The organism is Niastella populi, assembly GCF_002078015.1.
Lineage (GTDB): Bacteria > Bacteroidota > Bacteroidia > Chitinophagales > Chitinophagaceae > Niastella > Niastella populi.
The window spans coordinates 301,782-317,693 of the sequence record NZ_LWBP01000001.1; the positions used below are offsets into that span (position 1 = coordinate 301,782).

Here is a 15,912-nt window from a genome sequence, read left to right on the forward strand (position 1 = left end):
AAAATAAGGATTATTTATAATTTTTACCGGGAATAGCCGGATGTTAACCGGGTTTATCTCAAATAACAGTTTGTTTGTATGTGTTCGCGAATGCAGGCCTGTATTATCAAATATATTTTATCGCTCATGTACTAAAATTGTTAGATTTACAATTCATAACTACTGCTACATTCCTGGTGACCGTCTACAGGAATTGTTTAACGATTGAACCAGAAACGCTTATGGGTCTCTTTTGCAGATATACACTATTTGCTATTCTTCTATGCTTTACCTGCGGGGCTTTGGCCAATACAGGTTCTGCCATTTCTCATTTGGGAATTCAACAGGGATTATCGAACAACTCCGTTCAATGCATTTACCAGGACCATAACGGGCTCATGTGGTTCGGCACCTACGACGGACTGAACAGTTATGACGGTTATGGGTTCAGGGTTTACCGTAATAAGATCAACGACACGGGTTCTATTCCGCATAATTATATTTATACCATTCACGAAGACCGCTCAAATAACCTGTGGGTAGGTACAGGGCAGGGGGTAGCGGTGTACAACCGCATCTTCGATCGCTTTTCACCGGTATACTTTCATCCCACCTATGCGATGACGCAACGCGAACGCATCACCTGCAGCATCAATACCATAAAATCAGATGGCACGGGCAACGTATACATGGGCACCAATGGATGGGGTTTGTTCCTGAAAAAACAAAATGAGGATGCCGCGGTACAGATCCCGGTAAAAATGCCCGCCAAAGAAACGTACTGGTACAACGTGCAGGCAGTGTATGTTGACAACACCGATAAAGTATGGCTGTTTATTGAAACTGTCGGCTTGTGTTATTTCGACCGGGGCAATAACAGCATTCGTGCGGTGAATGATGCGCTGCGCTCCGTGATCACGATGGAAGTGGATACCACCGGCAGCATCTGGATGGGCACCGATGATGGTTTGTATCAATACGATATTGCCGGCAACCGGATCGTAAAACATTATAAGGAAGGGGCCGGGCAACTCAGTACCAACAAAGCGGTAAGCCTGTGCAGCGATGCCCATAATAATTTATGGATCGGTACACAGGGCGGGGGCGTGAACATCCTGAACAAACTGACCGGAACTTTTCAATACCTGATGCCCGGTGAAAGCAGGCACCAGCTCTCGAGCGAATCGGTTTATTCTGTGCTGGTTGATAAGGAAAACCGCATCTGGATGGGAACGCTGAAAGGCGGTATAGATATTCTCGATGTGCACAAAAGCCGTTTTCAGACAATTACGCATAATCCGTTCGACGATAACAGCCTCATCAACAATTTCGTGTCGGCATTTTATGAAGACCGTCAGGGCGGTTTGTGGATCGGCACCGATGGTGGCGGGCTCAGCATCTGGGACCGGCCAAACAACCGCTTTGCCAACTACCATCATCAACCGGGCAATGCCCGCTCGCTGAGCAGTAATTCGGTAAGCTGTATAAAAGAAGACCATCTCGGCAATATGTGGATCGCCACTTTTGGCGCCGGCATCAACCGCTTCAACCGCGCCACCGGTTCGTTTGAACATTACAGGTGTGTGAATGAACAGGGCGAAGAAAACAAAAGTGTATGCCTGTTGTATGAAGACCGCGACCAAAACATGTGGGCTACCACATTTGGGAACGGAAAATTATACCGGCTGAACCGTACCCAAAATCGTTGGGAACAGTTTGATCCAAAACTGAACGACCTGATTGCCATCACGGAAGATCATGCGGGCGCTTTATGGGTAGGCAATGCCCGGCAGTTGATCAGGATAAACAAACAGACCAAAGAGCATCTTTATTATGAGACCGGCAAACCCGTACGGTCGATCTTTGAAGACAGCCATCATAATTTATGGGTGGGAACCGAAGGCGGTGGCCTGTTGTTGTTCAACCGGGCGAAAGGAAATGTAGCTGTACGGTATTCAACCGCAGACGGCCTCACCAATAATGCCGTGCTGAATATCCTGGAAGATAAGAATGGATTTTTATGGATCAGCACCTTTAACGGGGTGTCGAAATTCGACCCGGTAAAAAAGGTGTTTCGAAACTTCTATCAAAGCGATGGATTGCAAAGCAACCAGTTCAGCTACAATGCGGCGTTGCGGCTGCAATCGGGTGAGCTGGCATTGGGTGGCATCAACGGGTTCAACCTGTTCGATCCGCAACAGGTGAACACCCGCAGTTTTATGCCGGCCATCCTGTTCTCCGGCATTTGGGTGAACAACAAACCACTTTCAGAAATGCCCGGTTGTATCGTGCGCGCCGGCAGTGACCGCATCGATGAACTGCGCGTTCCCTATAATGAAGCCACCTTGTCATTTCATTTTACCGCGCTTGAATATTCTTCTCCCGAAAAAGTGAAGTACGCTTATTTTTTGCAGGGCTGGGATAAGGACTGGAACTATCCCGGCAACGCTCCGCGCGGCGGCGGCGGAGCCATTAATTATAACAATATCAGCGAAGGAACCTACCTGCTGCGCGTAAGATCAACCAATGCGGAAGGCGTGTGGAATAAACAGGAGGCCACGATAAAAATTATCGTGTTACCGCCCTGGTACCGTACCTGGTGGGCATATGCTTTATATATTATAATAGCGTCGGCGTTGATCTATATGTATTACCGCTACAAGACCCGGCAACGCGAACTGGAGTATGAGATCAAACTGGCGCATATCGATGCCGAAAAAGAAAAAGAGATCAATGATAAACGGCATTCTTTCTTTACCAATATTTCGCATGAGTTCCGTACGCCTTTAACGCTTATCATCAACCCAATCAAAGATCTGTTGCGCAAGGGCGGGAACACCGATAGTGAAAAAGACCTCAGCATTGTTTACCGCAACGCGCGGCGCCTGCTGAGCCTGGTAGATCAGTTGCTGATCTTCAGAAAGGCGGATGTGGAAGCCGATAAAATGACCTTTGCCAAACATAATTTTTATAACCTGTGCAACGAGGTGTACCTGTGTTTTGTGCAACAGGCGCGTTCCAGCCACCTGAATTATGTTTTTCATTGCGACAATAACGACATGGAATTATATGTCGATCGTGAAAAGATGGAGATCGTTTTATACAACCTGATCTCGAACGCCATCAAGTTCACCCCGCCGGGCGGCGCCATTTCCTTTACCGTAAAAGAACTGGATAATACCGTTGAGCTGCAGGTGCAGGATACGGGCTGCGGTATTCCCGCCGATGCTCAGGCGCGCCTGTTTGAGAAATTTTACCAGGCGCCTTCATTGCGTGCGCCGTTGAAACCCGGTTTTGGCATCGGGTTGTACCTGGTTAAACATTTTATAGAAGCGCACAAAGGGTCGGTGACGTTTGAAAGCACGGAAGGCGCCGGAACAACTTTCAGGATCAGTTTATATAAAGGAAAAGCGCACCTCGCCAACGAGACCATTCTCGACGAAGCGCAAAAGGAACCGGTGATTTTGGAAGAGCTGCTGGAAGAACCGGCCCTGGAAGAGCAGCCTGCCGGCGAAAATAAACCCGAAGTGGCGGTCACCGACCGGCACAGCGTACTGATCGCCGATGATGATAAGTCGATACGGCAATACCTGCAGCAGATGCTGAAAGATAAATATGATGTAATGGAGGCGGTAGACGGACAGGAGGCCCTGACCATGGTGCAAACCAGATTTCCCGACCTGGTGATCAGCGACATCAGGATGGATGGCATGGACGGCATCGAGTTGTGCAGAAAAATAAAAAAAGATTCGGCGCTGAATCACATACCGGTGGTATTGCTCACCGCATCGCGCGGTGCCGAAACCGAATTGCAAAGTATAGAAGAGGGCGCCGATCTGTACATTACCAAACCGTTCGACAAAGACCTGCTGCTGGCCAGGGTGGAGAACATTTTCAAGACCCGCGCCGAGCTGCGGAATTATTTCTTTAGCGAGATCACCTTAAAGCAAAACAGTTTAAAGGTGAGCGCCGAGTACCGCGAGTTCCTCGAAAACTGTATTGCCATTGTGGAGCGGCATTTGACCGATGAAAAATTTACCATCAAGGTGCTGGTAAAGGAAATGGGCATGAGCCATTCGAACCTGTACAAAAAGATCAGGCTGCTTTCAGGCCAGTCGATAACGAATTTTATCCGCTACATAAGGTTGCGCAGGGCCGCCGAGCTGATGCTCAAAGGCGAACACAATGTTAACCAGGCCGCGTTTGAGGTAGGTATCAGCGATATCAAATACTTCAGAACGCAGTTCAACAAACTCTTCGGCATGAACCCGTCGGAGTACATCAAGAAGTACCGGTCGTCGTTCAATAACCAGTTCAATGTTAAGCGGGAAGGGTAGGTGATAAGTTGATTGAGTTGATAAAGGTGATAAAGGTAAAGGCAACAAGGCATAAAGGAAATACAGCTGCAAGCGAATACAAAATACAGCTGCAAGCTTCAAGCTGTAAGCTGCAAGCAAATACAAAATACAGCCACAAGCTTCAAGCTGCAAGCTTCAAGCAATACAAAATACAGCAGAAAGCCAAAAGCCTAAAGTCGAAAGCGAATACAGCTGCGCGTCAACATGCGGGAGTTTGGAAGCCGCCAGGCCGGCCATGGCCAATACCTCATTGAGCCGCCAGGTCGAACCCATCGATATAACTCAGAACTAACAACTGAACTGACTAGATAACTGAATAACTGTATTTACCTCTATCAACATTATCACCTCTATCATCTTTTCAACTTAACCCTGTATTCCCTCCAGGTCCCGTATTCAACTTATCACATTAGCAAATTATCACATTAGCAAATTACCAATTACACCCCTATAATAAGCAATTTCCCCCCCATCGCACCCCCCGGAATGGGGATATTTTAGTAGCTGTAAACAGCGTGGCCCCCATATTCATTCCGGCGCCCGCCCTTTTTCACCAAAACGAAGCCTAATTAAATATTGCTATATGAGAATGATCGCACATTCGCGGCTAAGGCGCTTTTTGACTTTGCTGCTTACGGGTTGCCTGAGTATGGCAGCCCAGGCCCAGGACCCTATTAAAGTGCAGGGCTCCGTCACCGGGAAAAATGGTGAAGGACTTCCGCGCGCTACCATTTCGGTAGTTAATTCAAATGTATCGGTGCTCAGCGACAGCCTCGGCCGTTTCTCCATTACGGTGCCTTCCGGTTCAACCCTGCAGTTTACCTATATTGGTTATTATAACCGGTTGCAGAAAGTTACTTCCGCCACCGTCCTGAACATTCAACTGGCCGAAAATGCCAATTACCAGCAGATGAACGATGTGGTGGTAGTAGGTTATGGTAAACAAAAATCACCCACCGTCACCGGCGCCGTTGGGGTTATTTCCGGAAAAGACCTTATTCAAACGCCCGTAGCAAATATTACCAATATGCTTATCGGCCGTACGGCGGGTATCAGCGGGGTGCAGGCTACCGGCGAGCCGGGTTTGAACACCACCACCATTCGCATTCGCGGTATTGCCACCCTCAATGGCCAGGATCCGCTCATTGTCATCGACGGTATACAGCAACCTGCCGAGCAGCCCTTCCTCATCCTCAATGCGATGGATGCCAATGAAATTGAAAGCATCAGCATATTGAAAGATGCGTCGGCAACGGCGGTATATGGTATCCGCGGCGCAAATGGCGTTATTATCGTTACCACCAAACGCGGCCGGTTAAATAAACCGCAGTTCAGCTTTTCGGCCAACCAGGGTTTTACCAAAGCGGCTTCCCTGTTTCAAACCCTGAACTCCTACCAGTTCGCATCGCTGCGCAACGAGGCCATTCGCAATGCGCAGGCCGCCGGCGACCGCAGTTTCGATAATATCCTGTTCACCGATGATGAGTTATGGAAGTTCCAGAATAACCGCGACTATACACCCGCGCAGGTAGATGCCATGAATCTTACCGATGAACAAAAGGAAGCGTTGAAGAACAGTCCGGCCCTGTATTATACCAGTCATAATTATTATAAAGAACAATTTGGCGGGGTAGGGCGGCAGCAACAATACAACCTCAATGTATCGGGCGGCACCGACAGGGTGAAATACTTTACCTCGCTGGGCTTTTTTCAGCAGGATGGTATTTTATCCAATACCGGTTATGGCGGCGCCAACAACAATCCCCGGTACAGGCGATATAATTTCCGCTCCAATTTCGATATAGACGTTGCAAAGAATTTCCAGTTAAGTGTAAATCTCGGCGGTCAGTCGGGCATTGGTAAAGCGCCGGGCGCAGGTACTACCTCGGGCGATTTTGCCAACAGGTACCAGGCCATTATTCAGAATATACTCGAGAACAGTCCGTTCACCGGCCCCGGTATTGTCGACGGCAAACTGGTTACCGGTTTTATTGGTTTGGGCGGCGACCCCACCAACCCGTTAGGACTGAAAGGGGGTACGGGTTATACGCCTTTGGCGCAATTGCTCACCGCCGGTTCGCGCACCATGTATACTACCACGCTCAACAGTGTGGTTACGCTGCGGCACACCATGGGCTATATAACGCATGGGTTGGAATCGCATGTGACCGTTGCTTATGACGACAGCTACACGAAAGGATATGCGCAAACCAATCCCATACCGCAATACAGCGCCATGCGCGATCCGAAGAACCCCAATAATATCATTTTTATTGGCGGACAGGTAACGCCTTCAAGTACTTCAGATAACGTAGGCAACAGTTCATGGCGTAAACTGTACGTGGAAGCGGCCATCAACTATAACCGCAGTTTCGGCGCACACAATGTATCGGCCCTCGTGCTGGGAAATGCACAACGCTATACCGCCGCCAATGGAAACGGTAGTGCACAGGCATATAATACACCGTCGGGTTTGATGGGTTTGGTTGGGCGCGCCACTTATAACTATAATGAGCGGTACCTGGTTGAATTCAACATGGGCATAAACGGTACCGAGAATTTTGCCCCGGAGCAACGCTTTGGATATTTCCCGGCGGTATCTGCAGGCTGGATCCTGTCGAATGAAAAATTCTTCCCCGAGAATGACTGGGTTACCTGGGTAAAATTCAGGGGATCGTATGGTGAAGTAGGGAACGACCAGATAGGCGGGCGGCGCTATTTGTATCTCCCCAATACCTGGTCAACCAACACCGGCGGCTACTGGTTTGGCAACAGCAATGGTTCAACGAGCAACCCGTTCTTTGCCGGCGCAGCCGAATCAACGCTGGGTAATCCTGAAGTTACCTGGGAGCGGGCAAGGAAAACCAACCTGTCGGCTGAACTGAAATTCATCAACAACAAATTGTCGGTGATCACCTCCCTGTTCCAGGAAAAACGGAACAATATCCTGGTAACCTCCGGCGTCATTCCCGCCAATTACGGCGTGCCCCAGAGTTCGACCCCGCCGCTGAACCTCGGCCGCGTAAGCAATAAAGGTTTTGAAATTGAAGCCGGCTGGAACGATGAGATCGGGAAGGTTTCCTATTTCATAAAGGGCAATTATTCATTTGCCCGCAATAAAATTGAATACCAGGCCGAAGCGCCCTATCCTTATCCCTGGATGAACGTAACCGGTTTTTCCATCGGGCAATATAAAGGATTGATCAGCGACGGGTTTTATAACACCGCACGCGAACTGAACAACCGGCCATTTAATAAATACAGTGCAAATGCCCGTTTGGGCGACCTTAAATACCGCGATGTTACCGGCGATGGCATCGTCGATGAAAAAGACCTGGTGCCCATCGGTTACAGCAACCTGCCGCAGGTGGCTTATAACCTGTCCGTTGGTTTTTCCTATAAAGGATTCGATCTCTCGGCCCTGTTCATTGGAACGGCAAAAGGTTCCTTCCCGCAATCGGGTTACATCCTCAGTTCACCCTTTGCGAAAAACGTAGGGGAGGTGTTGCAATATGCCTACGATGGCCGCTGGACGGCAGAGAAATTCGCCAATGGCGAAAAGATCTGGTATCCCGCCATTTCTTTCAGCGGCGGTCAGGCGAACAATAACCCGTTAAGCACCTTCTGGTTAAAGAAGAACGATTTCAAACGCCTGAAGAACCTCGAGCTGGGGTATACTTTCCAGCAACAATCGGCCCTGCTGAAACGCGCCAATATAAAAGGCATCCGCTTATACATGAACGGGAACAATTTAATTACGTGGGACCAGGAAGTACTGGAGGGAATAGATCCCGAACAGGCCGATGTAGGCAAGAACAACATGGGGTACCTGTACCCGCTTGTAAGGACCTTCAACGTTGGCCTGAACATTCAATTCTAACAAAACCAAACGAACTGCCATGCGATACAGATCGATACTGATAACAATACCGCTCATAGCGATTACTATCGGCGCCTGTAAAAAGGAATTCTTACAGATGCCGATAACGAATGCCACAACCGTGGATTCCGTATTCACCACCACCGTAAAAGCACAGGGCGCTATCGCCAATGCCTACCGCAATATGCTGGGGCAGGGACTACCCTGGAAGAACTGGTGGAACGCCATGCTACAGGAGAACCTGACAGGCGGTATGAACTACGGGTTCAGCTGGACGATGGCCAAAGACATTGTACTGAACGGCCTGAGCGCCGCCGGTGTAAATGAAGATATGGATGGGTATGTGAACAATTTTCCGCCTATTCGGCAGGCATACATAGTAAAGGAGAACATCGATAAGGTTACCGATATGTCGGAAGGGGATAAGGCCATTGTAAAAGCGGAGATGATGGCACTTATTGCCTATCGTTATGAACAAATGTTCATCATGTACGGCGGGGTGCCCATCATAAGCAGCAGTTTAAAAGCGTCCGACTCGCTGGCCATACCGCGCCACCCGCTGAAACAGGTGCTCGACTCCATTGTAGACTGGTGCAACAAGGCCGCAGCCGTGCTGCCATCGAAATGGCCCGATAACTGGACCGGCAGAATGACAAAGGCTGCGGCATTATCCATAAAATCAAAAGCATTGTTACATGCAGCGCGCCCGCTCTTCAACTCGGCAACTCCGTACCTCGATATGGGAGCGAACAATAACCTTATCTGCCTGGGAAATGCCGATGCTAACCGGTGGACGACAGCCGCCAATGCAGCGGAAGCTGTGATCACAGAAGCGGAAGCAGGTGGCGGTGCTTATATCATCAATACCGGCAACCCGCTCGATGATTATTCAACCGCCACCTCTGTACCCTCTAATCCTGAAGTGTTGCTGGCCTTCAAGTTCAAGAACGACGTGTTGTTCGATGGGGGCAATTGGAATAATTTACCCATGAACGCTTTTTATAATTGCCGGGTATGGGAAGCCCAGGGCAATGTGCTTACCACCAACCTGCTCGAATATTATTATAAGGAAGACGGCGCCAATCAAACCTGGCCCGATGCAGGAACGACCGCAACGTTTGCCGATTATACCGCCAAAATGAACCAGATGGAAGGGCGCTTTAAATCGAGTTTTCAACCCTGGCAAATGGATGCCTGGAACAATCCCGGCGACGCCAACTGGAGAAATAACAGCACGTTTGGTTCGGGCCCCGGTTTCGGATGCGCTCGGGTGGTTAAGTTCTATGCAAAGGCTGGCGGCCGCGCCTGGTTCGAGTTCCCCATCTTTCGCCTCGCAGCGGCATACCTCAGCGCCGCGGAAGCATGGAACGAAGCGGGACAAACGTCAAACGCGCTTGACCGCCTGAACAAGATCCATCAACGCGCAGGCTTACCTGCCATCACCGAAACAGACCAGGCAAAACTGCGCACCATTATACAACGTGAATGGGCGGTTGAGTTCTTTGACGAGAATTACCGCCTGCATGATGTAAAACACTGGCGCCTGCCGAACATCGGCAGTGTGCTGGGCGGGCCCATCAGGGCGATGGCATTTAATAACGGCGGCGGCGTGAAACTTACCGGTAATACCAATTATACCGATAAGGTGATCTATACGATGATCTGGTCGCCCAAACAATACCTGAACCCCTTTCCCCAAACGGAGATCAATAAGGGATACCTGGTGCAGAACCCCGGGTATTAAATCAATGTGATAATGTGATAATATGCTAATGTGATAATGAAATACAGGAAGCAGGTTGAAAGGTTGATAGCGTTGATAAAGGAAGAAATTGAATAACGAATATCAAAATGTTAAGGTGTAAAACGCATGCTCGCCTTTTGGTTCCTGGCTTTTGGTTTTCCTCTATCAACTGTATCAACCCTATCAACTTATCAACTCATGTTTCACTATCTGTAAACAAGATATTATATGAAAATAATACATCAATATATACTCACTACCTGCCTGACGACCTTCCTGTGGCATCCACTCAGCGCCCAGGAGGCAGCAGCCGTATCAAAAACAGATACGACAGTCGTCGATCTGTCGGTTTTAGCATATGAACCCGGTCCGTTTTTACAAATAAGAAAAGAAAGATCGGTAACGGCCACTTCATCAGTGGGTGGTAATATGCTGTACAGAACACCCGTACCCAACATTACCAATACCCTGTATGGTTTACTGCCGGGCCTTACAGTAAAACAGGGCTCGGGCGAACCGGGTTACGATGAAGCGGATCTGTTTATCCGCGGCAGGGCTTCCTTCGATAATTCAGCACTGGTAATATACATCGACGGTTTTCAAACAACCGCCTCTTATTTCAATTACCTGCCGCCTTCGGAAATAGAAAGTATTTCGGTATTGAAAGATCCCGTAACCCTCGCCACTTTTGGCATGAAAGGCGCCAATGGCGTTTTGTGGGTAGTGACGAAAAGAGGATTTGCCGGTAAACGTAAAGTGCAGGTGCAGCTGGTGAGCGGCTTGCAGCAGCCCGTTCGCCTCACCAAACCCTATGGCGCTTATGATTATGCCCGCCTGTACAACCAGGCCGTCAGTAACGACAATTACGCCCTGAACGGTTACCAGTTTCAATACACCCCGGCCTACACCGATGCGCAACTGGAAGATTATCGCAACGGCAACGGCACCAATGTCGACTGGTACGATCAGGTATTGCGGAAGAGCGGTTATTATTCCGATGCCAATATCCTGTTTTCAGGTGGCGGTAACGATACAAAATATGCGCTGTTGCTCGATTACATGCGCCAGCGCGGATTGTACGATGTGCCAACCAATGCCACTACCTCCAATGCTCAAATACAACGTTTCAATGTGCGCACCAACCTCGACTTCAACTTCTTTAAGATCTTTGAAGCAAAAGTTGACCTCGGGGGAAGGATAGAAGACCGGCGTTATCCGAACTTCAACGGGCCTTCGCTCTGGAATAATATGGCAAGGTACCCAGCCAATGTATACCCGGTAAAGGATCCGCAAACCGTTGGCTGGTCGGGCACTACTAACTTCCCGCATAACCCCGTGGCCAGTTTAAATGCACTGGGTTATACTTCAACCCACGACCGCACCCTGCAGGCGAATTTCAACCTGAAACAAAAGCTTGACTTCATTACACCCGGTTTGTATTTGAACGAAGCCGTGTCGTTCAATACCTGGACGAGAACTGCCGCCAGTAAAACGGCCACCTATGCCCGTTTTAACAATGGCGTACAAACCACCACCGATAAAGCCAGCGATATCATTGCCAACGGGGCTACATCGGTTGGACAATACGACTGGAAACAGATAAATATTACCGCAGGCTATAACCGTACGTTTGGTAAACATGCTTTTGCCGGCGCGTTGAATTTCCTGCAAAGCAATTATATGACCGATGCCGGTTCCAACAACCCGGGCAGCAACACGGGTAACAACATCTTCTATCATTTTCAAACGGTGAGCGGCCGCCTGCACTATACGAACAATGAACGCTACCTGGCTGAATTGTCGTTCGGCGCAACCGGCTCTGATAATTATGCCCCGCGCTCGCGCGGGGGTAACCGCTGGGGCTTTTACCCGGCGCTGGGATTAGGCTGGATCATTTCGAAAGAAGATTTTTTGGCCGATAACAATCTCGTGAATTACTTAAAACTGCGGGCAGGCGCGGGGCTTTCAGCCAACGATTTTTCTACCCGCGGCCGTTACCTGTACCAGCAATACTATGTAGGGAATGGAAGTTTCTATACCGGGAACAACAGCCTGACCGCTAATAACGGACTGATCCAATCCTACGCTGCCAATCCCGGCATTTTTGCGGAGAAAAGTATGAAATACAACGTTGGCGTTGATGCTACCTTGTTCAACAAATTGTCTGTCACCGTTGATGTATTCCGCGATAACCGCTCTGATATCGTAATACAGAACAACACCCTTATGGCGGTGTACGGTGGCATACTGCCTTATGTAAACGCCGGCAAGGTTACCAATAGCGGAATAGAAGCAAGCGCTTCATACAATGGTAAAGCCGGCGCTGTAACCTATACAGCGGGGGCCATGGTATCCTATGCCAAAAACAAGATCAGGTACATGGGCGAAATACCCACGGTAAATGAGTTCAATAAAGCCACCGGCCGGCCAATTGGTTCCTTTATAGGTTTGATGGCCGATGGGTTTTATGATGTTACCGATTTCAATGCCGACGGCACGCTGAAGAGTGGTATTCCCGTTCCCACATTTGGCGCGGTACAACCCGGTGACCTGAAATACAAAGACCTCGATAACAATGGCCGGGTTGACCAGGCCGATAATACAAAGATCGGTAACCCCGAACTGCCCAGCCTTACATATGCGTTTAACCTCGGCGTTAGTTACAAAGGGTTCGATCTTACCGCCCTGTTCCAGGGTGTTTCAGGTAACTCCGTTAACCTGTTGAACGCGCAGTTGCAATCGGTGGCGTTTGTGAACAATACGAATGTATTTCCCATGGCCGGTAATGCCTGGGCGTACTTCCCCGGCCAGGGCATCGATACACGGGCCGGCGCCGATTATCCGCGGCTTACCACGCGCGCCAATGACAATAATTACCGCACCTCCTCTTTCTGGATAAAAAAAGGCGCGTTCCTGCGGCTGCGCAATGCGGAACTGGGCTATAATTTACCTGCAGCCGTACTGAAAAACATACACCTTTATAAACTGCGATTGTACATCAGTGCGGTCAACGCCTTTAACTGGTCGTACGTTGGTAAAAACTATGACCTCGATCCTGAAACCCCGGTAGGTTACCCCGCCATGAAATCATTTAACGCCGGTATTACGCTCACCTTTTAAAACGTGTTACATGAACTTACAAAGAATACATACCATAATAAAGACAGTTCTGGTGGCAACCGTTTTAACAGGTTGTGAAAAGAACTTCCTCGACACGAAAGTAGATACGCAGATCACGCCGGAGATGATCGACGCCAATTATAGTTCCCTTATAAACCTGGCCAACGCGCCTTACATTTATTTACGCAATGAATTCACGCTGCTCGACAGCAACCTGTTTGCGCCGGTGTCTGATGAAGCGGTACAAACCGCCCCCTCGGGCAACGTACGGCTTTTTAACAACGGGAGCTGGAGCCCTTATAATAATCCCGATTCATATTACGGGAATTACTATGCAGGTATACGGGCGGCTAATTACTTTATTGAACGTTCGGGTAATTACCGCTCTTTTCTTGCCCTTAACCGCGATACGGTTAGCGCATCGGGAAAGATCAACTATACCAACGATACGCTGAACATGGGCTGGTATGTGGCCGAAGCGCATATCCTGCGCGCCTGGTATTATTTCGAGTTATCGAAACGTTATGGCGGGGTGCCGCTGGTAACCCAAACCCTGTCTGTAACCGATAATACCAATATACCGCGTGCATCCTATGATGAGATCATCAACTTTATAGTTAGTGAGGTTGACGCTTATAAGAACAGCCTGCAGCCAAACTGGAAAACATCTTCCTTCACCAGTAACGACGGCCGGCTGAACAGGGGAGCGGCCCTTGCCCTGAAAGCAAGAGCCTTGTTGTTTGCTGCCAGTCCGCTCCACAATGCCGGTAATGACGTAACCAAATGGCAAAAGGCCGCCGCTGCATTGAATGATGTAATCGTGTTTGGGCAGGGCGCCGGCGCGTACAATCTGCATGCCGACTACCGCAATTATTTTTTACAGAACAATACACTCACCAGCAGTGAAACCATCTGGGCTATCAGGTACACCGCAGGCAACTGGCTCGAACGCAGCAATTATCCTATTGGTACAGCCGGCGGCGCCAGCGGTATAACGCCCAGCCATAACCTGGTGCAGGCCTATGAATACAAGGGCACACCCGACCCGGTCAATCCCTATGCCAACCTCGACCCCCGGATGGCTATGACCATTGTAACGAATAACAGTACCTGGAATGCCCGTACCATCGATGAAAGCCCCGGCGGCGTCGACGATATGAAGAAAACAAATACCAGCCGTACCGGCTATTATCTGAAAAAATTCCTGAACGACGGGTTGAATCTGGTGCAGGGGGGTACGCAGGTGCATCACTGGCCGGTATTCCGTTATGGCGAAGTATTGCTTGAGTATGCAGAAGCCATGAATGAAGCGTATGGCCCTGATGATAACAATGGCTATGCCTACACTGCACGCGAGGCATTGAATATGGTAAGGAACCGCACCGGCGTGGCCATGCCCGCTGTAACTACTGCCGATGTGCCGGGGTTCAGGCAGGCGGTGAAACAGGAGCGAAGGGTTGAACTGGCATTTGAGAATTACCGCTACTGGGACCTGCTGCGCTGGAAGGATGCCGCTGCCGCATTGAATCAACCCGTTACTGGGGTAACGGTAACAAAGAATGGTTCAGGTCAGTTTGTGTATACGCCATTCAATGTGGAGAACAGGGTGTTCGACGCTTCCAAAATGTATTATTATCCCTTTCCGCAATCGGAAATAATAAAATCAAATGGTGTGCTTGATCAAAATACCGGTTGGTAACAGACTCACAAAAAAAACAAATTATGAAACGCATCATACAACTATTGCTTGCTGTAGTGATCACAGGAGTGGCAACCATCTCCTGCGAAAAAGCAGCCTCTGAAAAAGAATATGGCTTTCAAAAGATCTTTATGCCGCAGGCCATCTTTAAATCGGGCGGTACTTCCAACAATTATCCCGTTCCTTCGGGTACCGACTCTTCTACCTATAATTATACGGTAGATGCCAAGGAAAAGAAACTGAACATCATCCTGGGGGCTGCGGTTTCAGGCACAGGCAATGAAAGCTTTAGGGTTGACATAAAAGTGAATAACGATACCATACAACAACTGTTATCAACCAATGTGTTCGATGCCGCAGTATATAAATTGATGCCTGCTTCCATGTATTCGCTTCCTTCAAGTTTAGAAGTGGCAGAAGGGTCCTTGTCGGGTACTTTTAATTTATCGGTTGATATTGCCCAGCTAAAGCTCGATCAGTATGTTGGAAAGTTCCTGTTGCTGGCGGTACAACTGGCCAACCCGGACCGGTACGAACTGAATGGCGCACTAAGCACCACCATAGTTATCATAAATGTGGATGCACTGGTAATTGGCCCTGCTGTTAACATAACCAACACTTATATCCTAAACCCGGGCAGTCCGTTCATTGCATCGGCAATGAATGGCAGCCGCTGGGGCACGCTGAAAGACTGGAAAGCCAATCCGGCAGCGCTTAGCCATGGCGGTGTCGGCGGCTTTTCCTTAGATGGCGATGGGGCCACTATGGACCTGGAATCGGGCTGGGGCTCACCGCTTATTTCCAATGGAAAATTATATCAGACCATCAATCTGCCCGCAGGCACTTATGCTTTTGACCCTTCGGGCGGCGCCTGGAAATGGCAGGGCACAAAAGATGCCGCTTATGTAGTAGTGGCGCCCGGCCTCGATACCATACCCGATTACAGCCAGATCGTTGGCAATACCACCGTCATGTATAAACAAATAGCACAACCGCAACCGTTAGTGTACTTTGAGTTAGGCGCGCCGGGCAAGGTTACAGTAGGCGTTGTGGTAAACTATGTACAGGACCAGCAGGGTATCAAATCAACCAAGGTAACCCTGTTCAATTACCCGAAACATTTATAGCACAA

General features: G+C 49.1%; 6 protein-coding genes. All 6 read left to right on the forward strand.

The annotated features are described in order from the left end of the window. The first annotated feature begins 281 nt into the window (after positions 1-281). The 6 genes from A4R26_RS01095 (at position 282) to A4R26_RS01125 (ending at position 15,907) form a co-directional block, all read left to right on the forward strand. Positions 282-4,316 (forward strand): hybrid sensor histidine kinase/response regulator transcription factor, encoded by a 4,035-nt coding sequence (locus A4R26_RS01095; protein ID WP_165760113.1) that lies wholly within the window; start codon positions 282-284, stop codon positions 4,314-4,316. Positions 4,317-4,920: 604 nt separating this feature from the next. Beyond that, complete coding sequence (locus tag A4R26_RS01105; protein WP_081158786.1) at positions 4,921-8,217, forward strand: SusC/RagA family TonB-linked outer membrane protein; 3,297 nt, start codon at positions 4,921-4,923, stop codon at positions 8,215-8,217. 19 nt (positions 8,218-8,236) lie between these two features. Continuing rightward, positions 8,237-9,961, forward strand: coding sequence for a RagB/SusD family nutrient uptake outer membrane protein (locus A4R26_RS01110; protein ID WP_081158788.1), 1,725 nt, complete (start codon positions 8,237-8,239; stop codon positions 9,959-9,961). 228 nt (positions 9,962-10,189) lie between these two features. Next, the gene (locus tag A4R26_RS01115; protein WP_081158790.1) at positions 10,190-13,081 is read left to right on the forward strand and encodes a SusC/RagA family TonB-linked outer membrane protein; all 2,892 of its coding nucleotides are present in this window, start codon (positions 10,190-10,192) and stop codon (positions 13,079-13,081) included. 10 nt (positions 13,082-13,091) lie between these two features. After that, positions 13,092-14,780 carry a RagB/SusD family nutrient uptake outer membrane protein gene (locus A4R26_RS01120; protein ID WP_081158792.1) on the forward strand — a complete coding sequence of 563 codons (1,689 nt, stop codon included), beginning with the start codon at positions 13,092-13,094 and terminating at the stop codon, positions 14,778-14,780. A gap of 23 nt (positions 14,781-14,803) precedes the next feature. Next, complete coding sequence (locus tag A4R26_RS01125) at positions 14,804-15,907, forward strand: DUF5013 domain-containing protein (protein WP_133054504.1); 1,104 nt, start codon at positions 14,804-14,806, stop codon at positions 15,905-15,907. The last annotated feature ends 5 nt before the right edge of the window (positions 15,908-15,912 follow it).

Excerpts from the sequence above, each read along its gene's own strand:
- A4R26_RS01105 (WP_081158786.1), top strand. The coding sequence starts at position 4,921 with ATGAGAATGATCGCACATTCGCGGCTAAGGCGCTTTTTGACTTTGCTG.
- A4R26_RS01110 (WP_081158788.1), top strand. The coding sequence starts at position 8,237 with ATGCGATACAGATCGATACTGATAACAATACCGCTCATAGCGATTACT.
- A4R26_RS01115 (WP_081158790.1), top strand. The coding sequence starts at position 10,190 with ATGAAAATAATACATCAATATATACTCACTACCTGCCTGACGACCTTC.
- A4R26_RS01120 (WP_081158792.1), top strand. The coding sequence starts at position 13,092 with ATGAACTTACAAAGAATACATACCATAATAAAGACAGTTCTGGTGGCA.
- A4R26_RS01125 (WP_133054504.1), top strand. The coding sequence starts at position 14,804 with ATGAAACGCATCATACAACTATTGCTTGCTGTAGTGATCACAGGAGTG.